Genomic DNA, 23642 nt, shown 5'->3' with positions numbered 1-23642 from the left:
AATGACTAATTACTAATGACTGCTGACTGCTGACTGCTGACTAATGACTAATGACTAAGGACAATTTATGACATTAACTGTGCGCGTCGTGGCCCCAGACAAAACTGTTTGGGATTCTAATGCTGAAGAAGTAATTCTGCCGAGCACCACAGGCCAACTGGGTATCTTGAGCGGTCACGCTCCAATGTTGACAGCTTTGGATACCGGAGTGATGCGCGTCCGTCCCGGCAAGGAATGGGTGTCTATTGCTCTGATGGGCGGCTTTGCAGAAATCCAAGAAAACAAAGTTACTATTCTTGTCAACGGCGCTGAAAAAGGCGAAACCATTGATAAAGAAGCTGCTCGTACTGCTTACACCGAAGCAGAAGCTCGTTTGGACAAGGCTACTAGCGGCACTTTGCAAGAGCAAATTCAAGCCAAGCAAGCAATCAAACGCGCGAGAGCTCGTTTCCAAGCTGCAGGCGGCACGCTCTAGCTCTAAGGGTAAGGACATAGTGCTTTTGTAGTAGGGACACAACATTGTTGTGTCCCTACTGTTTTACTCGGTTGTGTCCCTAATGTTTTGCTAAACTCCCGCCTCGGACAATAGAGATTGCATTGTTTCCCAAGATAACCCCTGCTGAAGATAGCGGGGGTTATTTGGATTGTAGGGGCTCTCCACACGATCGACACTGACAATTTTTGCTTCCTCCGGCAAAACAGGAACCTCTGGATCGAAAGCGGTCGATCGTACCAAAGAGCTAGAAAAGCCTTTAAAAATAGCAATTTCATCAAATTCGCCGTCAATTTCGGCCTTGACGATTAAAACTTCGTGCGATCGTTTTACCGTGTATTGTTCCAAGCGGCGAGCAATAGAGTCAGCCATAGCAAATCTCACTTTCCTGAAATCTGCTATAATATAGCTTACTTTTGCGGCTAATTTCAGGGACAGCCCGCTAAAATTTTATTTTTAATTCGAGTTTTTTTTAACAGCAGGAAGTAAGCGGACATAATATAAATCCTGTAAAAAACATCTGCCAGAGTTTCATCCGGCAAAACCTACTTATCCGATATTTTATGAGCCACAGAAAGACTAGGTTTAAATTATCGTTTTCTAGTCAAAATTTTATTAAAAGGCATTTTCGTTGGGGATATACGCTGCTATTAACGCTCGTTTTTTGCTTGAGTTTAGCTGTGGCAAGTTGCAAATCACAAATAATAAATAACTCTACAGCAAAAACCCAAAATGCACCCTCAAACTTAACAAGAGTTGTAAGAATCGGACATCAACGTTTCGGAGCGCTGTTTTATCTCAAAGCTAAAAGCTCTTTGGAAACCCGTTTAGCAAAAATTGGGTGGTCTGTAGAATGGACAGAATTTGCTGCTGGGCCGCCAATTTTAGAAGCAATAGGAAAAGGAAAAATTGATCTGGGTTATGCAGGAGTTGCGCCGCCAATTTTTGCCCAATCAGACGGCTTACCTTTTGTTTATATTGCTAATGATTCCGCTTTACCTGGAAGCATTGGCATCATAGTTCCTCAAGATTCTCCAATTCGGACTCTAGCGGATCTCAAAGGCAAGAAAATAGCAGCCACTCAGAAAACCGCAGGTCACTATTTGTTAATTCGCGCCTTAACTCAAGGCGGCTTGCAGTTAAAAGATGCCCAATTCGTCGATTTGTCTCCACCAAAAGCTCAGGAAGCATTTGTGAGAGGCGAGGTTGATGCTTGGGCGATTTGGCAGCCGTTTCTAGCTCAGTTACAGGAAACTATCCCTGTTCATTTCTTGACTAACAGCGACGGGCTGATGAATGATAGAAACTTCTATTTGGCAAGTCGCTCTTTTGCTAGCGACTTTCCTAATATTGTTAAAATAGTGATGGGAGAAACGCGACAGATGGCTACTTGGATAACTAAGAATCCCGAGCCAGCAGCGGAATTTATCAGCGCTAGAACGGGGATGAAAATAACCACAGCTATCATGTTAACTAAAAGCCGCCGCTACGATGTGCTGCCAATTCAGGACAGGGCAGTTGAAGAACAGCAGCGGATTGCTGAAATTTTATTTCGGTTGGGACTGCTTCCCGATCGCATTTGGATTGAAGATGTTATTTGGAAACAAAAATTAGATCTATAAATTCCTAACTTAGGCAAAGGTAACAATAAATTAGTGATGGCTATTCCGCCAGTCTTAAAAGGTGCAATTTGGTGTATCCTATAGAGTGAGTTCAAACTGTTAACTGGCAGAATCAAATGTCATCAATTGCCAATCAACTGCGTTACGGTTTTGTCTCGATTGTTGTGGCAAGCGTATTGATGGCTGGAAGTACCTTAGCTTACCTCAGCTTTCGGGGACAAATAGAACAGACAAAACAGCTTCAGTACGAACGATCGCAAGCTGCTGCTGTCCAAATTAGCGCTTATCTAGATAGCTTGCAGCGCCAACTCAATTTTTTGTCAGAATTGCGCGGTTTAACAGAATTTAATGCTGAAACTCAGCGCAGCATTCTCGAAGGATTGGTCAACAGCAACAGCGCCTACGAAGTGGTCGGAATTTTTAACAGTAAAGGTCAAGTCGTACAGGCGATGTCGCCTTACGAATCATTCTCTATCTCTAGCTTGAGTTTAGCAGGAATTTCGGGAGAAACACCTGTATTTTGGGAGACATTTGGGCAAACTCAAAATTATGTTAGTCCAGTAGAGGTAGATCTAAAAACAGCAGTTAATGTTGTTAACTTAGCAGTGCCTGTTCGCGACAATAAAAATCAAATTGCTGGCGTATTATTTGCCAGAGTAAGTCTCAATTTTTTAACTCAAATTGCCTCCAGAACTAAAGTAGGAAAAACGGGATACAGCTACGTTCTCGACCATCGCTCGGTGCTGATTTCGGAAACAGGAAGCAAGATTAATCCATATTTACTGCAAGATTTGAGAGAGCGATCGTTTGTGCGAGAGTTATCCAAATTAGCTTTAGCTGCGGGGATTCAATCTCCGATTGTTTATCGAGGCTTGCGCGGGGAAGAAGTAATGGGCACGGGTGCGATCGTGCGGAGGGTTCAGTGGATGGTGGTTGTAGAGCTACCTACGGCGGAAGCTTACGCTCCGGTGCGTAAGCTGATATACGTCATGGGTGCAGTTACCCTCGCCAGCGCTCTCGTCGCCGTGGGCTTGGGAGTGGCTTTTGCTCGATCGATTACACATCCTTTGGAATCCCTAACATCTGCTGCTACTAAAATGAGTAGCGGAATGTTTGAAAATCGGGTAAATATTGCGGCATCAAACGAACTCGGAAAATTAGCTAATGCTTTCAACAGCATGGCCAGTCAATTAGAAGTATCTTTCACAAGATTAGAGCATCAAAATGCCCAATTGCAGCGACTTGACAAACTCAAAGATGAATTTTTAGCCAACACTTCTCACGAACTCCGCACCCCGCTTAACGGCATTATCGGTTTAACTGAATCTTTGATCGACGGTGCTACAGGACAATTGCCAGAACAGACTATTTCCAATCTAGAAATTATTGCATCTAGCGGCAGAAGACTGTCCAATCTCATCAACGACATTCTGGATTTCTCGAAGCTGAGACACAAAAATATTGAACTGCAAATCAAGCCTGTCGGCATCCGAGAAATTGTCGATATTGTGGTAACTCTTTCTCAACCTCTAATTGGTACAAAAAATTTGCAGTTGATTAATTCAGTCAGTCCCGACATCCCCCTCGTAGATGCAGATGAAAATCGCGTACAACAAGTTCTTTATAACTTAATCGGAAATGCGATTAAATTTACCGAAAGCGGCAGAGTTGAAATTTCCGCGAATGCGATTAGCTTGGAATCCCCGCAGCTAGGCGACAAAGAAAGTTCAGTAACAAGCCAGCTTCAATCTTTAATTCTCAGGTCAAAACTGCAAATTACGGTATCCGATACTGGTATTGGGATTGCTGAAGATAAATTAGAAAAAATTTTTAAATCTTTTGAACAAGCAGACGGTTCCACTGCTAGAGAATATGGAGGAACAGGGTTAGGTTTGGCAGTTACAAAGAAGTTAGTCGAGCTACACGGTGGCGAAATTCAGGTATCTTCAAAAGTAGGTATTGGTTCGCAGTTTACCTTTAGTTTGCCAGTATCTCAAAATCAGTATGTTGACTGCAAGCATTTTCCAGCAACGGTTAGACCATCTTTAGTTTCAAGAACCAACGATCGCAAGTTAATAACTAATGCAACTGTCGCACAAATTTTTAATAACAACAGTTTAATCGATGAGAAAGAAAGCCAAGAAAACAGTGGGCTGAAAATCTTGATTGTAGATGACGAACCTGTGAATATTCAGGTATTGGCTAACAATTTACTTCTGGAAAAATATACGCTCGCCAAAGCTAGCAGCGGTAGAGAAGCTTTAGCCCTTCTAGACAGAGGCTACAAGCCGGATCTAATTTTGCTAGATCTGATGATGCCGCGGATGACTGGTTACGAAGTTTGCGAGAAAATCCGGGAGAAATTCACCGCTATAGAAGTGCCAATTGTGATGCTAACCGCCAAAAATCAAGTATCTGACTTAGTGCAAGGTTTCAATGCAGGAGCCAATGATTTTTTAACTAAACCCTTTGTCAAAAATGAATTGCTAACCAGAATCAAAACTCACATACGTCTGGCAAAAATCAATGCAGCTTACGGTAGATTTGTCCCCCATGACTTTTTGCGCTTTTTGGGACACGAAAGTATTGTTGATGTCCGACTAGGCGATCAAATTCAGAAAGAAATGACAGTTTTATTTTCTGACATTCGCTCCTTTACGACTATCTCAGAAGGGATGACTCCCCAAGAAAACTTTAGTTTTCTTAACAGCTACCTCAGCCAAGTAAGTCCGGTGATTCGTGCTCACCAAGGTTTCATCGATAAATATATTGGCGATGCGATTATGGCACTATTTCCTGAGTCTGCAGATGATGCTGTTCGCGCGGCGGTGGAAATGCAAAAACAAGTTATGGTTTACAACCACCAACGACAACTCAGCAATTACCCAGCGATTACGATCGGCATCGGCTTGCACGCAGGTACTTTAATGTTGGGTACGATTGGGGAGCAAGAACGGATGGAAAGTACAGTGATTGCTGATGCGGTGAATCTCGCGTCTCGTTTGGAAGGATTGACGAAGGTTTACGGGGCGGGAATTCTAGTTAGTGACTCAATTTTAGACCGTTTGGGCGATCGAGAAAAATATATGTGCCGATTTGTCGATCGAGTCACAGTAAAAGGCAAAAAATCAGCCGTGTCGGTGTTTGAAATTTATGATGCAGAAACAGAACAAAGCGTTCACCTAAAACAGGGAACTGCTGCTGAATTTCAAAAAGGTCTGGAGCTTTATTTCGAGAAAAACTTTACTGAAGCGCAAAAATCATTCAGTAAGATTTGCGGAAAAAATCCTCAAGATAAGTTAGCAGCAATTTACTGCCAGCGCTCTCTAAAGAATGGAATGTATGGAGTGCCTGAAGGATGGTCGGGGATAGAAGCTTTGGATGAAAAGTAGTACAAGTAACTTCTATTATGAAAAGTAGTGATACAGATATATTGTATGTGAACATCGGTTGGGACAGGGCAATGCCTTGTCCGGCGCGGGGAGTAGGACAAGGAAATGGCCTATCCCTACAGTTCGCTTTGACTTTTAATAATTTGGTATAAGATTAAGCATTGTAGACACGGTATCAGGTCTTCCTTGCGTAAGTTGTGTTTAAGTACAAAATAGTTTATAATACTTACCATCGGTAAGCTTTCGCTCCAAGTATTAACTCGGTTTTTCAACCTAAATTAATGTTATGTCCACTCTTTCTCTCAAGCGCTTGGTGGCAAAACTTTCAGGAAAAGCAACGCTCCAAACTGTACTCATAGTTCCGTTTGTCTTGCAAGTATTTGCAGCGGTGGGTATTGTGGGATATTTATCATTTAGGAACTCTCAAAGAGCAGTAAATGACCTTGCCGATCAGTTGATGAGCGAGGTGAGCAATCGCATCGAGCAAAATTTGAGAACTTATTTGCAAACTCCGCACCAAATCAATCAAAGCAAGTTGGATGCAGTGAAACTGGGTTTTGTGAACATGAAAGACTTGTCAGCTTGGGAAAAGTATCTGTGGCGGCAAGTGCAATTGTATCCCTATATCAATTTTACGTCGATCGCTAATCAAGATGGAGAATATCGCACTGGCGAAAAGATGTCGAACGGCACTTTATTGATTAACGCATCGGGCCCGTCTACAAATTTTGATTTTTATTCTTACAATACTAATGATACGGGCGATCGCACGACAGTAGCAGCCTCTGTCAAAAACTTTGATATCCGACAGCACCCTTCCTACTCCTATGCAGCTCTAGCAATCAAACCAACTTGGAGTTCAGTTTATATATCCTTCCTAGAACCTACATTAATCATCAGCGCCCTGCAACCAATTTACAACAGCCAGAAACAGCTAGAAGGAGTATTAATTGCTGCTTTGCGTCTCGACAGTATCGGTCACTTTTTAAACAGCCTCAAAATAGGCAAATCCGGTCAAACTTTTATTATCGAAAGAAACGGCACGCTGCTGGCAACTTCCACAGCCGAACAACCTTTCCGCACCCAAAACGGTAAAAAAGAACTTTTTAAAGTTACAGAAAGCAGCGATCCAGTAACGCAAACTACAGCTAAATATTTAGAAAGTCACTTTCAAAAGTTGCAGGAAATTACAAAAACGCAGCAAATAAAGGTTGACATAAACGGTCAGCATAAATTTTTAAAAGTCCTGCCCTTCCAAGACGGCAAAGGTTTAGATTGGCTGATTGTTGTCGTCGTTCCCGAAGCCGACTTTATGCAACAAATCCATGCAGGCAACCGAACTACAGTATTGCTATGTCTGGCAGCTTTGGGCATGGCAACTGTTCTAGGAATTCTCACTTCTCGCTGGATTATCCAACCTATTTTAAAATTAAAAAATGCAGCAATAGCTTTGTCTGAAGGACAATTTGACAAAACTGTAAAGCTCGATCGCTCCGATGAGTTGGGCGTACTTGCCGCTGCTTTTAACAGCATGGCACAACAACTGCAAGCATCTTTTACTGCCTTAGAAACTAAAAATACCGAATTGCAGCGACTCGATAAACTGAAAGACGAATTCTTAGCCAATACTTCCCACGAACTCCGCACTCCCCTTAACGGCATTATTGGTATTGCAGAATCTTTAATAGACGGTGCTACCGGACAACTGCCAGAACCAACAAATTTTAACTTAGCTTTGATTTCATCATCGGGCACAAGATTGTCTTCTTTGATTAACGATCTTCTGGACTTTTCTCAGCTCAAACATAAAACGATAGAACTGCAAATTAAGTCCGTCGGTATTCGAGAAATAGTCTCTGTAATTCTCACTTTGTCTCAGCCATTAGTAGGCAAAAAAAACTTGCAGTTGATTAACTCAGTCGCTCCTGAATTGCCGCCAATAGCAGCCGACGAGAATCGCTTGCAGCAAATACTTTACAACTTAATCGGCAATGCGATTAAGTTTACCGAAAGTGGCCGAGTAGAAATTTCCGCAGAATTGGTAACGGGCAAGGCACAATCACCCCTTGATTCCCAAATAGCCATTACTGTATCCGACACGGGTATTGGCATCCCCGAAGATAAATTAGAGCGAATTTTTGAATCCTTTGAACAAGCTGACGGTTCCACTGCTAGAGAATATGGTGGCACGGGTTTAGGGTTAACTGTTGCCAAGCAATTAGTGGAATTGCACGGAGGTAAAATTTCGGTATCTTCAACTGTAGGCGTAGGTTCCCAATTCACCTTTACTTTGCCCGTATCTGAGAGTCAGCAGGAATTTAGCAGCACACAGCCGCATTTAACTGAGGGATCTCGCATTTTAATCGCTCCTGAATTAGGCCGCCAATCATCTATAATAAATTCTCAGGTATCAGACAATAGCGACTTGCTAGAAAGTGAAAAATTAAAAATTTTGGTAGTTGATGATGAGCCGATTAATATTCATGTCATCATCAACAGTCTTTCTCTAGCCAACTACGAGATTACTCAAGCGAGCAACGGCTTAGAAGCTTTAAATCTTATTGAATCAGGATTTAAGCCTGACTTAATTTTACTCGATGTAATGATGCCGCAGATGACAGGTTATGAAGTATGTCGAGAAGTCCGTAAAAAATACTCGCCTTTAGAAATGCCGATTCTGATGCTGACGGCCAAAAATCTAACTACCGACTTGGTAGAAGCTTTTAACTTAGAAGCAAATGATTATGTAACTAAACCTTTTATCAAAAAGGAATTGTTGGCGAGAATTAACACGCAAATTCGCCTAGCAAAACTGAATGCAGCCTACGGTAGGTTTGTGCCGCATGATTTTCTAAACTTGCTGGAAAAGCCGAGTATTATTGAAGTAAAATTAGGCGAACATCAGGAAAGAAATATGACAGTGCTGTTTGCTGATATTCGCTCGTTTACGGCGCTTTCGGAAAATATGACACCGGATGAAAATTTTGCATTTATTAATAATTACTTGGGAAGGGTTAGCCCTGCTATCAGGAAAAATAACGGGTTTATTGATAAATACATTGGGGATGCAGTCATGGCACTATTTTCTACATCTCCATCTGATGGCGTGCGAGCAGCAATTGATATGCAAAAAGAAGTGAATATCTACAACCAGCAGCGAGAAAACAATGGCTTGTTTCCGATCGCGATCGGCATCGGTTTACACGCGGGCAATTTGATGTTGGGTACAATTGGCGAGCGAGAACGAATGGAAAGTACCGTGATTGCTGATGCGGTGAATCTCGCGTCTCGTTTGGAAGGATTGACTAAGGTTTACGGATCGGGAATTCTAGTTAGCGGTGCAATTATCGATCGCCTCGACGATCCAGAAAAATATAAGTACAGATTTGTCGATCGAGTAACGGTGAAAGGAAAGACAAATGCTGTGTCGGTGTTTGAAATTTACGACACAGAAACAGAGGAAAGCATTGTACTTAAGCAGCAAACTGCGGAGGTTTTTCAAGAAGCTCTCAATTTTTACTACGAGCAAAAATTTGTTGCAGCCCAAAAAGTATTTCAAAACATTTTACAAATCAATCCAGACGATCGGGTAGCAATGCTGTATTTCAAACGAGCTCGCAAGTATCGAATGTACGGAGCCCCGGAGGGGTGGTGTGGGGTGGAAACTTCGACAGAAAAATAGGGCGCACACTGCACGCCCTACTCTTTTTAACAGATGGTTGCACAAACTTTAAAATATAGTTGTACAAACACCCAATTTATTCCAAGTTTTAGGGCCGACAATGCCATCAGCAACGATTTGTTGTTGCTTTTGAAAATTGATGACTGCTTGTTGGGTTTTCGTGCCGAATCCTCCATCAGTATTTAAAGAAAATCCGCTGGCATTCAAGAGTCGCTGAAGGTAGCGAACGTCCTCATTTTGGGTGACGCCATCGTTGCGTTTGAGTAGGGGAAAATAACGGCAGGAAGGTAATTCAGTGCGAATTGCGTTTGTGGTTTGCATGGTTTGATTCTCCATTGGTTGTTTGCAAGTTATTTAAAAGCAGAGAAGTGCGGAAATGATGTTAATAAGTCCTGGATACACTCTTGACGGGCAGAAGCGGGGTTTCGGCTTCGCTCAACACCAGCTTTTTTAGCGTTTCTGGGGGCTGAAACGAAGTATTGTTGTGAAAAAACCCAGTTTCTTGCTAGCCGTGCGCCTAGGATTAGTTAACTTGGATTTAACATCCGGGTTCACCTGTATAACAAGCGCCTAATAGACTCCAAGTTTGAGGGCCGACAATGCCATCAACAGCAATCTTATTGTCCTTTTGAAATTTGATGACTGCTTGTTCGGTTTTTGGGCCGAAGAATCCATCAGTTCCGACGGGATACCCCTTTTTAACTAAGGATTGTTGGAGATAGCGCACGTTTTGATTGGCAGTGGTACTATTATTTCGTTGCAGTGTGGGCAGTGAAGAGCAAAGAGGCAATTGAGCGTAAATAGGATTTGTGGTTTGCATGGTTTGATTGGGGATTAGTGGTTTGCAAGTCGTTTGAACTTGCTATTCCCCAGTTGTAGCTGTGGGGGGAAGTGCTTTAACAGTCGCTTTTTATAGTGACGCTTATTTGGGGTAGCTCAGATGAGTGACAGCCAGCTATCAAATCCCTTTTGTATAAAATAATTGTCAAAGGCAAACAGCAGCGAATTTCCATTTTTTATCAACTTTTAGCATCTTTGCCACCAGCCCCACGCCATAGGTAAGTCGGCGCCAAAAAACGCCCCTATCTAAACGAGGGCAAAGTCTCCAAATGCTCTCTACTGGTTAACTTAAACCTGTTTACATAGTGTTATATTATGTGCTTGAATCTTGCCTACCTACTTACCTGTACGGCTGTTGGTGTCGGGATGGATAGGCAGATTGATCTAGGTTGGCGAGCAATCAATCGTGTCACGGTGTAATCTATCTACTCTTATATAAGCTGAGTAATAGTTTTTTTTATAAAGGAGGGAAAAATACAGTATTTAAAGCTAGTTAACCATGTGAACGAAAAGGGCGATCTAGAAAATTGGTCTGGGGTTGCGACCTTAACTTAGAAGTGATATCGTAGTATCGGTAAATAGTAGATTTCCGGCTGTCAAACAACTTGAGAATTGAATCAATGACAATTTCTGTAACTATCGGGTTAAAGCCGGAAATAAAGTCGTCGGCGTTTAGATTTTCTCGAAAAAAGTCCTTAGCTCGATCGCACTGATAGCGCATTTCGTCAAAGCCAACAATTTTCACCACAAATGTTGTCAGGGGCGAACTCTCTAAATCGGTATTAGAAGTGCTTTTAGCCCGCCCATTTTCTAATAAATTCAATACTTCCGCTTCTAAACTAATTTTAGGTTTATAAGGTTTCTCTATTTCGGGAAAAAAGCTTTCCAGCCGCACGCAGTTAGCAGCTTGAGCCGGAATTCCTCCCATCATCATCGCCAGAGAAACCTCAATCCCCAAATCCGAAGAAAGAGCTTCTAGCAAGGCTAGGGCAGACAGTTTGCACCCCAAATAAAGCTTCGCAATTTCGAGATTGTACTTAGCAGTAGTTTCCCAGCGTTGATATGTGCGATCGTCTGGATATCCCTCAAACTGCCGGAAAATCATCTCTGGCTTGAGATTATTCATAAAACCTTCCATCTTCAGCAAAGCAACTCGGTAGTCGCGAATCGTGTAAAAACCACAGCAGATGAGATTGTGATTGGTTTCCGGCAGTAAATTCCAGGTATTTGCCAAAAAATGGGCTGAACTATGGTGAGCAAAACTCATAACATCCCGGTTAGAGATTCGCACAGCTTTTTTGACCGTTTCCCGCATTTCCTCCTCAGTCAAACTGAGGTTAAATAAGCCATTAATTGCTTGCAAGCGGTTATAGAGGCGCTGGCTTACCGTTACTCCAGAATCGGCGGTGCGAAACGGAATTGTTGCTTCAATGCAGCCTGCAATTTGAAGCAATTGCTCGCGTTTTAGAAATGGTTCTAGAGCTTTTGCTGCTACGACTGCGCTGAGAAATTCGTTTTGTCCAGCGAAAGGATTGAGGACTTCGCCCGGTACAAAATTGAATACCAGCATTACCATCTCGAAGGTAGCATCCGCAGGCAGTTCAGATTTATCCCGAATTTGTAGTTGTTTGTTAACCTCTTTGGCAACAGGAGTGATGTAGTAGCTGACGTTAAAGTTAATGCTGCGATCGACTTGCACGTAGACGGTATCGTGAAATAAAGCTGCCAAAACCTCGATCGCGTCTTCCTTTCCCCCCACATCAAAAATATGTTCGGGAGTGTGAAAAAACCGCCAGGGCCCCATCATCGGCTGAACGATCAGTTCGGCAATCCGAGCGAGTTCACTTGGTTCGACTGTTGCTTCAAGGCGATCGATCGCCCAAATCAGCCTTTCTAAGCACTGTAAGTAGGCTTGTTTGCTATCCATCACAGTCTTTCCCAATAACATTACTGTCAGTCGATTTTAGATTTTAGATTTTAGATTTTAGATTTACTCCACAGATGAATCTGGAAGATTGAACCTTAGTCTAAAATTTTTAGATCTCCACGACAGGAGTCGGCGGCTTGTATCCGTTTTTGGGCGTCACGTCAGCTACTCTGGTGTTAGTTCGATTCTTTCGTATATACGCCCCGGTTTTTTTGACTGGGATTTTTGAGTTTTTTGTTGAAGAGTTTAGCTGCAATTTAGGAGGAAAATACTAACTTAAACCGAACTTAATTTCCGGTTGCTGACCTCCCCTGTTTTCCTAGTCGAATAAGCACAAAGTATGACAAGTAAATTACATAGATTACTAAACCTATCAGACCCAACCATCCCAAAAATTGAGGGGTTGCCGTAGGGTGAAACATTTGTTTATAGAGCCAAGGTGGGTCTAACCAAATGCGGCAAAAAGGTTCGTCAATTACCTGGATTTGAGATTTAAAAGCACAGCTTAAGAAGGGAAGTTGAGCTAGAGCGCCCAAACCGCTGTAAACAGTAATCGCCCACCGCCAAGCTGTAAAAGCCAGTTTCAGGGGCGACTGCGGTCGATCGGCAATTTCTTCGTTTAAATCCTCCCAGAACCACAGACTAGCAGGAATTAAGGTCCTCCCAATCACCGACGATACAAAGCTTACAGGCAGCGCAGCCATCATCAGGTAAAGTGTAATTGCCAGCAAACTCGCCACCCGCCAATAAATAATCGACAAACGGACGATCGCCTCAGCTTTTGCCACAACAGCCCAAATCAGCACTACCAGCGGGATCGAAATTGTTAATAACACAGACAACCGGTAATCCATCCAGACTAGCGGTTGAAACCAAGGCCCGGTGGCTGCCAATAAAAGACTCAACATCTTTGGGAAAATATACTCACTTATTTGTCACAAATTTTACTACAAAAATGCTAAAAAATCAGCAACCAGAACATGGTCTTAATGTTTTAGTTACTGCTACCTTTTCTAAGGTACTTGGCGCGCTTTGAAGGGTACTTGAGAGGCGATAGACTGCAATACGCTTGAGTTAAAAGTGTTTATTCTTGAGATATCTCCTTCCCATCCTCGCCCCTTTTGGGGGACGCAAGAGCAAATTTTTGTCCCCCTTCGGGGGCGAGGGGGAAGCTGGCGGACTTAAACCGTATTGGGATAGAGGGCAAATCTCACCATTATTTCAAGGCTCAACCCCTAAAATAAAATGCTCCCGCGCCAAAAGTTAGATTTCGGCGCGGGAGGGAAGGCATAGAGCTAAATGGCTCGTTTATTCCTCGTAGATGCGGCACTCAGCAGCGTCAGGATTGTCGTCGCAAAATTTTTCAAAGGAATTCTTAGGTTTTACTTGCTTTTGGTGGGAAGCTTCTGCTTGCAGTTCTTCAACTGCGTCCCACGCCGCCGCGCATTCCCCGGAAGTGGCGCCCTTGGCGTCACAGACGGTACGAGCGCTTTCTAGTTCTTCTTCAATTTTTTCTTGGATGTTGCCTGCAGGTGTTGTTGTCATAAAACTTGTTGGTAGGAAAGTGTAGGAGAATATGGTTGTCCCCGACCTATTTCTAGGTAATGTTAGCACGCGCCTTTGTTTAGTGAGCTTGTTCGGCTAACGGCACGTCCTTAACCCAAATTAAAGATGTTTAACCGTTAACGACAGAGCAAGGGACTAGCTAAGCAGCCACTTGGTGTCATAACTCAAAAAACGTAGACTTCTAAAGTCTTAGGCGGGTCAACAGTGGTTTAAGTCTTAGGCTCGAAGCGAGCGTGTCTTTAGACCTGGGTCGTTGACCTTATTAAGTAAGAAAGGTTTTCTTTTTGGATGTTAGTTTGGGTTGGATGGGCAGTTTCTGTCTGGCGACCCCAGCTAATAATAGCTTGAGATGCGCTGCTGTTGCAGCAGCCCAGAGAAAAACCATCCATAACTGCGATCGCAGCAGCCGTATCTACTTCCTGCTTTACTCTACCCCGTCGGCGGGGGAAGAGTCCACAGGCATCAATGTAGGTCGAGCTGACCTTACTTTTGATGAAAACATTACACCAGGTTAGTGTGTCAAACTGTATTGAGCTTTATCTTTTAAGATTTAGCTGAATACGGCATTTAACACTCAACAGATTAATGGGACACTCATGTTAACTTATGTTAACACAAGAACGGCAATCGATGGGGAATCGATCGCCCAAGAATACCGTCCCCCCAGCGGCCAGTTCCGGTTAGCCTAATGTATAGAGATAGTTTTATAGAGAAGTTTGGCTTATGTACACCGAAAACCAAATGCAATGGGTCAGCGCTTTATCAACCCGTCCCTCTTTGGAATCCGCCCTCAAAGAAGTTATAGAACAAGCCGATCGCGACCTAGAAGGCCCGGCTGATTTAGCCCTGATATTTATCTCGTCTGCCTTTGCCAGCGAGTATTCTCGGCTGATGCCTTTACTCCGAGAACTGCTGCCAGTACCCGCTATCCTTGGCTGCGGCGGGGGAGGAGTCATCGGCAGGAACCGGGGCGGCCTCACCGAAGAAGTCGAGGGATCTCCCGCAGTCAGCCTGAGTCTGGCGCGCTTGCCGGGAGTGAATGTCAGAACTTTTCACGTCGGTGCAGAAGAACTGCCGGACTTAGATAGTCCCCCGGATACTTGGGTGGATCTCTTGGGCGTGCCTGCCCAAGAAGAACCGCAGTTTATCATCTTGGCCGACCCCTTTTCCGCAAAAATTAACGATTTGCTGCAAGGGCTAGATTATGCCTATCCGGGTGCGGCGAAGGTAGGGGGGCTCGCCGGCGGGGACGGTGCGGGCAGGGGCCCGGCGCTGTTTTGCGACTATCAGCTTTACCGAGAAGGGACGGTTGGGGTAGCTTTGAGCGGCAATATAGTTTTGGAAACGATCGTAGCTCAAGGCTGCAGGCTGATCGGGCATCCTTATCGGGTGACGGAAGGAGAGCGGAATATTTTGCTGAAACTCGAAGAACAAACCGACGATAGCGGCAGCGGGGGCATCGAGCGATCGCCCTTAGAGGCTCTGCGAGAGTTAGTTCAAACTTTGAGCGAAGAAGACCGAGAATTAGCGCAGCACTCGTTATTTGTAGGCTTAGTCAGCGATGAATTCAAGCTGACATTAGAGCCGGGAGATTTTTTAATCCGCAATCTGTTGGGAGTAGATCCGAAAGTGGGAGCAATTGCGATCGGCGATCGAGTCCGTCCCGGACAGCGCATCCAATTTCACCTGCGGGACGCGCGCACCTCCGCAGAAGACCTAGAAATGCTGCTCGATCGCTATCAGCGGGCCGCCGAGTACAGTGGTACATCCAGCGCCGGAGCCTTGATGTTCTCTTGTCTGGGGCGCGGTGAAGGGCTTTACGGCGAATCGAACTTTGACTCCCGACTGTTTGGCCGATACCTCAAAAACATCCCTCTGAGTGGCTTTTTCTGCAATGGCGAAATCGGCCCCGTCGGCGGTAGCACATTTCTGCACGGCTACACCTCCGTATTCGGGATTTGCCGCCAAAATTCATAATTTGTGAACTGATGAGTGTTAAATGTTGACTGATAACTGATGAGTGTTAACTGTTCACTAAAATCTAAAATCTAAAATCTAAAATCTAAAATCGATCGACTGATGACCAATAAATAAAAGCGGCAGTCGCCTGCCGCTTTTAGCTGTAACTCGATGTCTGGAAACCTTAGAAACTAAAGGTAGTACGCAGGAGTCCGACCCAGATATCGTCGTTGTTGTTGTTGTGTTCGGGATTCAGAATCACGTAAACGCCCGGTGTCACCGAAATAAAGTCATTGACTTGGAAGCGATAGAAACCTTCTAAGTGATAAGAGGTGTCGCGGTTTCTGGCGACATCACTCTCAGTAACTTTTGGCGGTACACCGAAGACAAAACCGAGGAGGTTGCCTTGCCGGCCAAAATCTGCCAGGGCCAAAGTGATAGCACCATTCTGGATCGTCGCGTCATTGCCGCCCCCCCGCAGTTGTTCAGCCTTCGTATAACCGTACCAGCCACCAAGCTGAAAGCGGCGGCTGGGTTTGAAGTTAACTTGCACGCCATAGTTATCTGCTTGAGTGGTTGCTTGACCGAAGGGCCGGTTAGCCAAGGCACTGCCCGTACCGCCCATGATGCCAACATCGCCTGCGCGATTGTATTTGTGGGTGTAAGTGAAGGCCAAATCAAACGGTTTGCTAAAAAAGCCGATCTGACCCAGAGCGCTGAAAGAACCGTCGGCAACGCCCCTGCCGTTTGCGGGGTCGGGAGCATCGCCGTCGGAGGCAAGATAGCCCCCAGTAGCTCGGAGGGGGCCCAAGTTGAAAGTCAAACTTGCGCCAGCTCCCTGCGGCCCGCGGAATACGGCCGGGTTGCGAACTCCAAATCTGGAAATTGAACCAGTACCCGTAGAGTTAAAGGGTGTTACCGTGTCTGCAATTTCATCCAGGTCAAGTCCTTTAGGACCGACAAAGACTGTAGCCGGACCGACCGGGAAACGATAGTACAGTTCGTCTAGTGTGAATTCGCTGCTATCACCCCCATCAAAGGCTAGGCGAGCCATGTTAGTACCCGTAGCGGTTGATGCTCCGTAGTTGGCGACGTTACCCGCTTGCAACCGGGTTCTGAGCAAGTCTCGACCGGTAAAGCTTGTCAATAAGTTCAAGCGCACCCGGTAGCCGAAGTTGGTGACAGTGTCGTCGTCCTCAAGGCTGATACCATCTCCGCTGAAGGTGTCGCTGACGGCAAAAACGGCTTCTCCATTCAACTTGGTGGTGGTGGAGAACTGGTTGGCTTCGAGTTCTGCGGTGCGAGCTTCTAGGCCGTCTACTCGTCCGCGCAGGGTAGCGAGTTCGGCTGCAAATTCTTCTTGCAGGCGTTGCAGGATGGCTAAGTCGTCTCGGGTAACCAAGTTACCTGTTGACCCAATTAGCTGGGTTATGTTGTCTAAGCAAGCGTTGACGCCGGCTGCAAATTCGTAGCGAGTCAGGGCGCGGTTGCCGCGGTAGGTGCCGTCGGGATAACCTACGATACAACTGTAGCGTTCGACTAGGGATTGCAGGGCTTGGAATGCCCAATCTGTCGGGCGCACGTCGGAGAGCTGAGTGACTGATGTCACCTGGGACATGGTTCCCGACGGTTGGGCAGGCAGTGCTTGGGGAGCAACAGGGACGATGGGGCCGCCCATTCCGGGGGCTGGTGTCTGAGCAATTTCTACCTTAGTAGCTGGGGTAGTAGCTGGGGTGCTGGCGACTGCTGGCACTTCAATTTTCCCAGGGGCGTCTGTCTGGCTGATTTGCTCTGCCAAGTCTGATGCTTGGGGCGAGGATTCGGCTGTGCCTGCTGCTGCTAGGGGTTCAGTCGCTGCTGCTGCGCTGGTCGGAGCAATTGGGGCTGCTAGCTCGATGTCGCTCCCTGTTGTTTGCAGTGTTGTTTGCAGTGCTGCTTCGCTGGTTTCTGGTTCGATTGAGGCTAGTTTTTCAGCGTCTGCTTCGTTAACGACCGGGGTTTGGGCCGCTTCGACGCTGCTGTTTAAAGCCAGGTTTTCTGGGGCAGCAGGGGCTGCTGCAACTGGTTCTGCAACTATTTCTCCAACTATTTCTGCAATTTTTGACTCAGATGACTGAGCTGTAGCTAGCTGGTTGGCTTCAGCGGTTGCGGTCACTTCTGCGGCGATCGCAGTGGCACTCATGACTGATGATAGCCCCAGAATTGCCGGGGATACTAGCAGTAAATTCCAAAAAGTTCTGTTCATTTTCCTCACACCTTCACACTCTATTCAACTCGACGAGCAGCAATTCCCAACTGCTAATTTTTGTGGTTGCTTGCCTGTTGACAATAACTGCCCAAATAGAACCTATCCATAACTGTTGATTCACTGTTGATTCACAGTAGGCGTGTCTACTTCTGCTTGAACGTAGGGGGCTGAGCCCTTATACCGCCCCGGCATCAATTCAGGTCAAGCCCACATTACCTTACGGTTGATTATACCATCACCTGCTAATTTCATCTCTCGATCGCCCGACTTGCTTGAGTTGCTTTGCGGGCGATCGACAACTGGTTCTACGGGTTCGACCACAATCTGCCTCTAACTGACAACTGCCCAGAGTCCTGCGTTACGCCAGACTTAACAGACAGTTATAGGTAGGATTGTGGCTGCTTGTCGCATCCCTTATACAGCTTTATATCCTATAATGTCAAGGTTTTTAACCTAACTTTAAACCTCGCGACCCGGCAGGGGCTATTTTCCCGCCATGAGTGGGAAACTGAGAGCTAAAGGCTGGTAGATTTACCCGATCCAAACCAAAGTTCAGGCTTGACCAATTTTGGTTTTTTGATGCCCGCTGCCGTCTGGACTTGCCAGGGCGATCGCCATTTTTGAGACGGGTCATCGGCGGATTCAATTTCCCGCTACTTTAACACAATTTTTTTGCGGTCTGGCAGCAGCAGCCGACTGAATCTCTGTTAGCTGAAATTATAGTTTTGTGGCCTCGTTGTCTTGCGTTTGACAACCAGTTATTTTTTTGGCACAGCCTCGGGATCTCAAAGCACATTTTCTCTGTGATTTATGCCACTGCCAAAGTATCCATTGATTCTCCGGCCCTCCTGGACGCATCAACCGGGTTTTAGGAACGCAAATACTTGCTTTTGGGCGATCGCTCGAAGTTAAAAAACCGAGTTTATGAGAGTAAGGAGTGCATCCAAGACGGTTTTAATGTGCTAAGAACACAAGTAAATGCTGCAAATTATGGGAGGGCGATCGAACAACCTGTAGATTGGGCAATGCACTCGCTCTTATATGCTATGTTACATTGAGGCGTACCATCTATCTTTTTTTACACCATGTATGACGGTAATGAAAAGTAAAGTACGGTTCTTAGTAGTGGTATTATTGCTATTAGGAGTGTTCTTTCGCTTCGTCAACATCGACAAAAAATATTATTGGTACGATGAAGTATTTACTTCCCTGCGGATTTCTGGATACACGCAAACAGAAGTGCTTCATGAAATAAGCAGCGGTCAGTTAGTAGGGGCAAAAGATTTGATGAAATATCAGCGCCCCAATGCGACAAAAAATTTTGGCGATACTGTTAAAAGTTTGGCAATAGAAGAACCTCAACTGCCTCCACTATATTTTCTGGTAGTCAAGTGTTGGGCACAACTATTCGGTGATTCTCCCGCAGCGACGAGAAGTTTCTCAGTTTGGATGAGTTTGTTAGCGTTTCCTGGACTGTACTGGCTGTGCCGAGAATTGTTTGCACCGCCGGAAGTGGCGTGGATAGCTGTGGGATTGCTAGCAGTTTCTCCCTTGCACGTGCTTTACGCTCAAGAAGCACGTCCCTATAGTTTGTGGCCGGCCCTGATTTTGCTTTCTTGTGCCTCTCTGCTGCGAGCACTGCGGCTGCAAAACAAGCTAAGTTGGAGCATTTACGCAGTAGCAAATATTATGGGATTTTACACTCATTTATTTAGTCTGTTAGTTGCGTTAGGACACGGAATTTATATCTTAGGAACTCAAGGTTTTAGGTCTAACAAAAAGCTAGTGAATTACTCGATAGCAATTGCCGTGTCGTTGCTCGTATTTCTACCTTGGATGGTAATTTTAGTGATAAATAAAAGTGCAGCATCCGGTGCGATAAGTTGGGCAAATCTAGAAAGTCAGAGGCTATCTTTAGTTAAGAATTGGGTCGGAAATATCGGTCGCGTTTTTTTCGATTTCGGGCTAAGTTCTAATGCGATATCCGTATATCTTATTGGTTTAGTGGCAGCGACTTTAATTTTATTGACAATCGTAGGGTATGCCGTTTATTTTCTGTGTTCGGAGACGAACAAACAGGTTTGGCTGTTTGTGGTGACGATGATGGCGGTGACAGCACTGGCACTCGTGCTGCCGGATGTTATATTGGGAGGAATCCGATCGACTAAAGCTCGCTACCTATTTCCGACTTATTTGGGGATGCAAATCGCTGTTGCTTACCTGTTAGCGACTAAAATTACCGCGCTGGGCGTGCCAAGCTCGAAACGGCAAATGTGGAAAGTTTTGACAGTTGTACTGTTAACGGGCGGCTTGCTGTCGAATGCCGTTAGTTCTCAAGCCGAGACTTGGTGGACGAAGGAATGGGGCAGGGAAAATCCCGAAATTGCTCGCAGGATTGATCGTGCCCCAAAGCCGCTGCTTGTCAGTGATATCTCGGAAGTCAGTCTGGGAAATATACTGTCAATGAGTCATTTGTTAGAACCGAAAGTGCGGCTGCAATTGGTGTTGCTTGACCCAGAAGCGCGCCGTCGAGCTCAGTTGTTTGGCAGACCAACTATACCCAATATTCCTAGCGGTTTTAGCGATGTTTTTGTCTACGGGCGATTGCAGAAGTTTAGTGCTAAGCTGGCGAAAATGCAAAACTTGAAAATCGAGCTGCTTTCAGAACAAAAAACCGAAACGCTGTGGCTAGGCAAGTTAGTAAAATAGTGAGGGTTTATGGAAGACTTTGGTATTATTATTGCCTGCTGCGACCAAGATTATCTGTTTGCTAAGGGTTGCTGTGCTAGCATCCGCTATTTCCTGGGAGATGTGCCGATTTGTCTGTTGATTGACGGTACGTTTTCTGTGAGTGCTTTGGAAAAATCCTATGGGGTGCGGGTTATCAATCGCACAACCGTTTCTGAAGAGGTTCTCAGGAAAAGAAGTTTTGGTTGGGGCAAAACTAAAATGATTGCTTTCTGGGAAAGTCCGTGGTCAAATTTTATGGTTTTGGATGCCGATACGATCGTCTGGGGCGATGTTCTCAAATTGGCTAATTTTCAAGAGTTTGATTTTACTGTAGACAAGCCTTGTTACGAGTACCCGGATGCGGATGTTTCGGAATTTTTCTTTGACATTCCGGGCGTTGAGAAGCATTTTCCGAATTTTCGGTGGTCGGAATCGCGATCGAACTATTTCTGCACGGGTACTTTCTTTGCTAAACGCGGCGTTTTTAGCTTGGAAGAATACGTGGAAATTTTAGATTTTACGGCGGCAAATCCGGGGATATTTAAGTACGGAGAAATGGGGTTTTTGAACTTTATGATTTTCCGGGCGGCACAAGAAAAGCGGCTGCGGGTGCAGAATGTGGATATGCAGTTGTTGGTGCCGGATTTTGACCAGGATTTGCTGAGAAAGCGGTTTCCGGTGGAAGAAAGCGGGCCTGGGGGCGATCGCACTCAGGCGACTGTGATTCACTGGTGCGGGCCGAAGCCAACTTTATCTAGTGGGAAAGTTTACTCGGAACCGATGAATTTTTGCCGCCGCAAGTGTGAGGAGGATGTTTGGAACCGCACGGGTTTGGCTGCAGATATGTCGCTGCAAGTTGAGGATTTACAGCGATCGATCTACGTGTATAAGAATAAGTTTAAGAAGAAGTTTCGGCAGTTGGCGGGGAAGTAAGTAGGATTTTTTAACCGCAGATGTCAGGGGATAAACGGGGATGCACGCGGATTTGGGCTTACCCTTCGAGGGGCAAACTTGGCCCGGCTGGCGGTAAAACTTGGCGGTGAACGCTTATTTTGTGGCTTTCCCGCTGAGTTTGCATTTCGACGGCGATCGCCTCAAATTCGACTTCCATGCAGCCGTAGGGAATCTCTAACTCGATACTTGCTCGCACGTTTCCTAACCCGTTAGCTTTAAATTCGGTAATCCAGCGCGGCCCGTCGAGAATCAGGTAGGTTTGCCGATCGTACACCCAAACTTTCACATAAATCCGGGGCATTAATTCCGGGAGTTGCACTTGCACGTTTACAGCTTGGCCCGCGATGATTTCGGCGCGCGGCAATTCCAAAATGGGCATCGGTACTAACTCATCTTCTGGCAAAACGTAGGGAGTCGGGGGAGTGTCTTCTGCGGCGACAGTTGTGGTTTTTTGACCAACTTGTTTCGGTTGCGGGGGTTCGTCAAAAACCACAAATTCTCTGGCTTCCGGGCTAGTAGATTTGGGATCGGAAATTGTTTCGCTGGTTTCGGATTGCTGCTGGGTTGGGCTGCTTTCTTCCACAACGGCAATTTCGTCGCTGCTATTTGCGGCGGCTTTTGGAGTTGGTGACAGGGTGGTTGCTTTCAACCAGTCGGGGGATTCGCCGTTGCTGGCTAGGGAACTCAGTCGCGACCAAAATCGACTTTCGACGTTTAAGGTTTGAAATGCCTGTTTTGTGGGTGCTGGCGGGGTTTCTGGGGCTGTTGTTTCTGGTTCGGGGCTGTTTTCGGGTTTTTTGTCGATCGCTCCGATTTCGGCTGTTTGAGTGGGATTTGGGATGTCTGAGGGTTTGGTTTGTGGGTCGATCGACTCTTCGGTAGTTCGAGGCGAATTGGAGATTTCCGAAAGCAATTGCGATCGGCTGCTGTCGGGCAGTTTGTTACCGAATGCGGGCAATTCTAGACCGCCTGCACTTGGGGTGTGACGTGAAGCCAGTAGAGGGGGTAGGGCTTCAGTGGTTGGGGCTTCGGCAGGGGAGGGAGGGTCTAAGGATTTTTCTACTAGCTTGAGGAAGGATAGATTTTTGGCGCTTCCAGGCTGTTTTGAGGCTGTTGGGGAGAGTTCGGCTTGATGCTTTTCTTCGATGAAATTGTCTTTAATTTCCTCTAGAAGGTGCTCTAAACGGGCTGTAATTGTGAATAGTTTGGTGGCTAGGGTGACGCCGCCGCTGCTGAGAATTGCTTCTCCTAAAATTAGGCGGCTTTTGCACTCGGTTGGGATGTAGGTGACGCAGGCAAAGATGCAGGGGGGAACTTGTTCTGGCATCGGCTGCTGGATTTCTGCGAGAATTTTTGAGGTTTGGGGGTCGCGCAGGTAAATTTGCAGTTGTGCTGAACCGATGAGTTGTTTGAGTTCTAGCGCTTCGGATTCGGGGATGAGAGTTGCTGTTTTTCTGCTTTGTTGGGGGTGTTGGGGAATGTCGATTTTGCCGGAAATGATTAAGGGGCGACCGAGTTGGGTGACGAAGGTTTCTCGATCGAGGACGAGTTCGAGTTTGACGCCCGGTTTGGGTTCGGGGGTTTGGGGAATGGGGAATTGGTAAATTTTGGTCTGCTGCGGTGCTGAATCGGCTGCTGGGATTTGGGTTGGTGCGGGGCGATCGACCGGTGCTGCGATTTGTGGGGCTGCGCGATCGACCGGTGCTGCGATTTGTGGGGTTGCTGCGGAAGCTGCGGGTTCGGTTTGGTCGATCGGCGGTAGGGGTTCGGAGGTGTCCGATTCTGCGGGCAATACTTCCAACTGAACGCCGTACTGCCAAGGTTTTAGTGGTGTTGATTTGGGATCTGGCAAGCAGGATAGTTCCCACAGTCCGGGTTTGAGCCTGGTGTAGGGAATGATCACGACTAATCCTTCGGGGTTGGTGCGGGCCGATCGGCTTTGGACTTTCCGCTGCGCCCCTTGGTCAAAGGAGGTATGGGTAACGCGAATTTCGATGTCGGTGTTGGGATGCTGAATGCGAGCAACCACGCGGTATTTACCTTCTAGAATTTCCACGTCGGAGGTTTCTAGGGGCAACCAGGCGCGATCGCCTTCTTTCTGTAGCAAAAATTCTAATTTTTTCATCTTTCTTTCCCCTTGAAGGCTCCCGCTTGATTCGTCACAGGTTGGTGGTGGTTTGTTGAGCGACAGCTACAGATATTAAATTACTTATGTTTTATAGCCTATCA

At 45.9% G+C, this 23642-nt stretch carries 17 protein-coding genes; 9 read left to right on the top strand and 8 right to left on the bottom strand.

Features of this window, described 5'->3' with window-relative positions; genetic code table 11:
- The first annotated feature begins 67 nt into the window (after positions 1 to 67).
- Positions 68 to 475 carry an ATP synthase F1 subunit epsilon gene (gene atpC / locus QUA36_RS16815; RefSeq protein ID WP_333158683.1) on the top strand — a complete coding sequence of 136 codons (408 nt, stop codon included), beginning with the start codon at positions 68 to 70 and terminating at the stop codon, positions 473 to 475.
- A gap of 90 nt (positions 476 to 565) precedes the next feature.
- Here the strand turns inward: atpC and QUA36_RS16810 are convergent, their stop codons facing one another.
- Positions 566 to 865 carry a DUF7734 family protein gene (locus QUA36_RS16810; RefSeq protein ID WP_333458455.1) on the bottom strand — a complete coding sequence of 100 codons (300 nt, stop codon included), beginning with the start codon at positions 863 to 865 and terminating at the stop codon, positions 566 to 568.
- Positions 866 to 1173: 308 nt separating this feature from the next.
- On the opposite strand from QUA36_RS16810, the gene QUA36_RS16805 reads away from it, so the two are divergent.
- The 4 genes from QUA36_RS16805 to QUA36_RS16790 all read left to right on the top strand — a co-directional run bounded on the left by QUA36_RS16805 (position 1174) and on the right by QUA36_RS16790 (position 9189).
- Entirely contained in the window at positions 1174 to 2115 is a 942-nt protein-coding gene (locus QUA36_RS16805) for an aliphatic sulfonate ABC transporter substrate-binding protein (protein WP_333458454.1), read from the top strand.
- A gap of 116 nt (positions 2116 to 2231) precedes the next feature.
- Positions 2232 to 5507 carry a response regulator gene (locus QUA36_RS16800; RefSeq protein ID WP_333458453.1) on the top strand — a complete coding sequence of 1092 codons (3276 nt, stop codon included), beginning with the start codon at positions 2232 to 2234 and terminating at the stop codon, positions 5505 to 5507.
- A 17-nt stretch (positions 5508 to 5524) separates the two neighbouring features.
- Complete coding sequence (locus QUA36_RS16795; protein WP_333458452.1) at positions 5525 to 5659, top strand: hypothetical protein; 135 nt, start codon at positions 5525 to 5527, stop codon at positions 5657 to 5659.
- A 134-nt stretch (positions 5660 to 5793) separates the two neighbouring features.
- The gene (locus QUA36_RS16790) at positions 5794 to 9189 is read left to right on the top strand and encodes an ATP-binding protein (RefSeq protein ID WP_333458451.1); all 3396 of its coding nucleotides are present in this window, start codon (positions 5794 to 5796) and stop codon (positions 9187 to 9189) included.
- 48 nt (positions 9190 to 9237) lie between these two features.
- On the opposite strand, the gene QUA36_RS16785 is transcribed toward QUA36_RS16790, so the two are convergent.
- The 5 genes from QUA36_RS16785 to QUA36_RS16765 form a co-directional block, all read right to left on the bottom strand.
- The gene (locus QUA36_RS16785) at positions 9238 to 9510 is read right to left on the bottom strand and encodes a peptidoglycan-binding domain-containing protein (protein ID WP_333167028.1); all 273 of its coding nucleotides are present in this window, start codon (positions 9508 to 9510) and stop codon (positions 9238 to 9240) included.
- Between the two features lie 217 nt (positions 9511 to 9727).
- Positions 9728 to 10009, bottom strand: coding sequence for a peptidoglycan-binding domain-containing protein (locus QUA36_RS16780; protein ID WP_333167030.1), 282 nt, complete (start codon positions 10007 to 10009; stop codon positions 9728 to 9730).
- A 513-nt stretch (positions 10010 to 10522) separates the two neighbouring features.
- Complete coding sequence (locus QUA36_RS16775) at positions 10523 to 11977, bottom strand: hypothetical protein (RefSeq protein ID WP_445301442.1); 1455 nt, start codon at positions 11975 to 11977, stop codon at positions 10523 to 10525.
- A gap of 266 nt (positions 11978 to 12243) precedes the next feature.
- Complete coding sequence (locus QUA36_RS16770; protein WP_333167034.1) at positions 12244 to 12864, bottom strand: DUF3177 family protein; 621 nt, start codon at positions 12862 to 12864, stop codon at positions 12244 to 12246.
- A gap of 400 nt (positions 12865 to 13264) precedes the next feature.
- On the bottom strand, positions 13265 to 13501 hold the full coding sequence (locus QUA36_RS16765) for a Calvin cycle protein CP12 (protein WP_333167036.1): 237 nt from the start codon (positions 13499 to 13501) through the stop codon (positions 13265 to 13267).
- A 305-nt stretch (positions 13502 to 13806) separates the two neighbouring features.
- Between QUA36_RS16765 and QUA36_RS16760 the strand changes: the two genes are divergently transcribed.
- Both QUA36_RS16760 and QUA36_RS16755 read left to right on the top strand, forming a co-directional pair.
- The gene (locus QUA36_RS16760; RefSeq protein WP_333167038.1) at positions 13807 to 14037 is read left to right on the top strand and encodes a hypothetical protein; all 231 of its coding nucleotides are present in this window, start codon (positions 13807 to 13809) and stop codon (positions 14035 to 14037) included.
- Between the two features lie 208 nt (positions 14038 to 14245).
- Positions 14246 to 15499 (top strand): FIST N-terminal domain-containing protein, encoded by a 1254-nt coding sequence (locus QUA36_RS16755; RefSeq protein ID WP_333458449.1) that lies wholly within the window; start codon positions 14246 to 14248, stop codon positions 15497 to 15499.
- Positions 15500 to 15665: 166 nt separating this feature from the next.
- Here the strand turns inward: QUA36_RS16755 and QUA36_RS16750 are convergent, their stop codons facing one another.
- Positions 15666 to 17726 carry an iron uptake porin gene (locus tag QUA36_RS16750; RefSeq protein ID WP_333458448.1) on the bottom strand — a complete coding sequence of 687 codons (2061 nt, stop codon included), beginning with the start codon at positions 17724 to 17726 and terminating at the stop codon, positions 15666 to 15668.
- Positions 17727 to 18827: 1101 nt separating this feature from the next.
- Between QUA36_RS16750 and QUA36_RS16745 the strand changes: the two genes are divergently transcribed.
- Both QUA36_RS16745 and QUA36_RS16740 read left to right on the top strand, forming a co-directional pair.
- The gene (locus QUA36_RS16745; RefSeq protein ID WP_333458447.1) at positions 18828 to 20438 is read left to right on the top strand and encodes a glycosyltransferase family 39 protein; all 1611 of its coding nucleotides are present in this window, start codon (positions 18828 to 18830) and stop codon (positions 20436 to 20438) included.
- Positions 20439 to 20447: 9 nt separating this feature from the next.
- Positions 20448 to 21392, top strand: a complete 945-nt coding sequence (locus tag QUA36_RS16740) for a hypothetical protein (protein WP_333458446.1) — start codon at positions 20448 to 20450, stop codon at positions 21390 to 21392.
- A gap of 58 nt (positions 21393 to 21450) precedes the next feature.
- Here the strand turns inward: QUA36_RS16740 and QUA36_RS16735 are convergent, their stop codons facing one another.
- Positions 21451 to 23538: a hypothetical protein gene (locus tag QUA36_RS16735; protein ID WP_333458445.1), complete on the bottom strand. Its 2088-nt coding sequence runs from the start codon at positions 23536 to 23538 to the stop codon at positions 21451 to 21453.
- Positions 23539 to 23642 lie beyond the last annotated feature (104 nt).

Source organism: Microcoleus sp. Pol10D4 (assembly GCF_036701555.1).
Classification (GTDB): Bacteria; Cyanobacteriota; Cyanobacteriia; order Cyanobacteriales; family Microcoleaceae; genus Microcoleus.
Note: the sequence above shows the minus strand (reverse complement) of the source record. Positions and strands in the feature narration are given on the sequence as shown.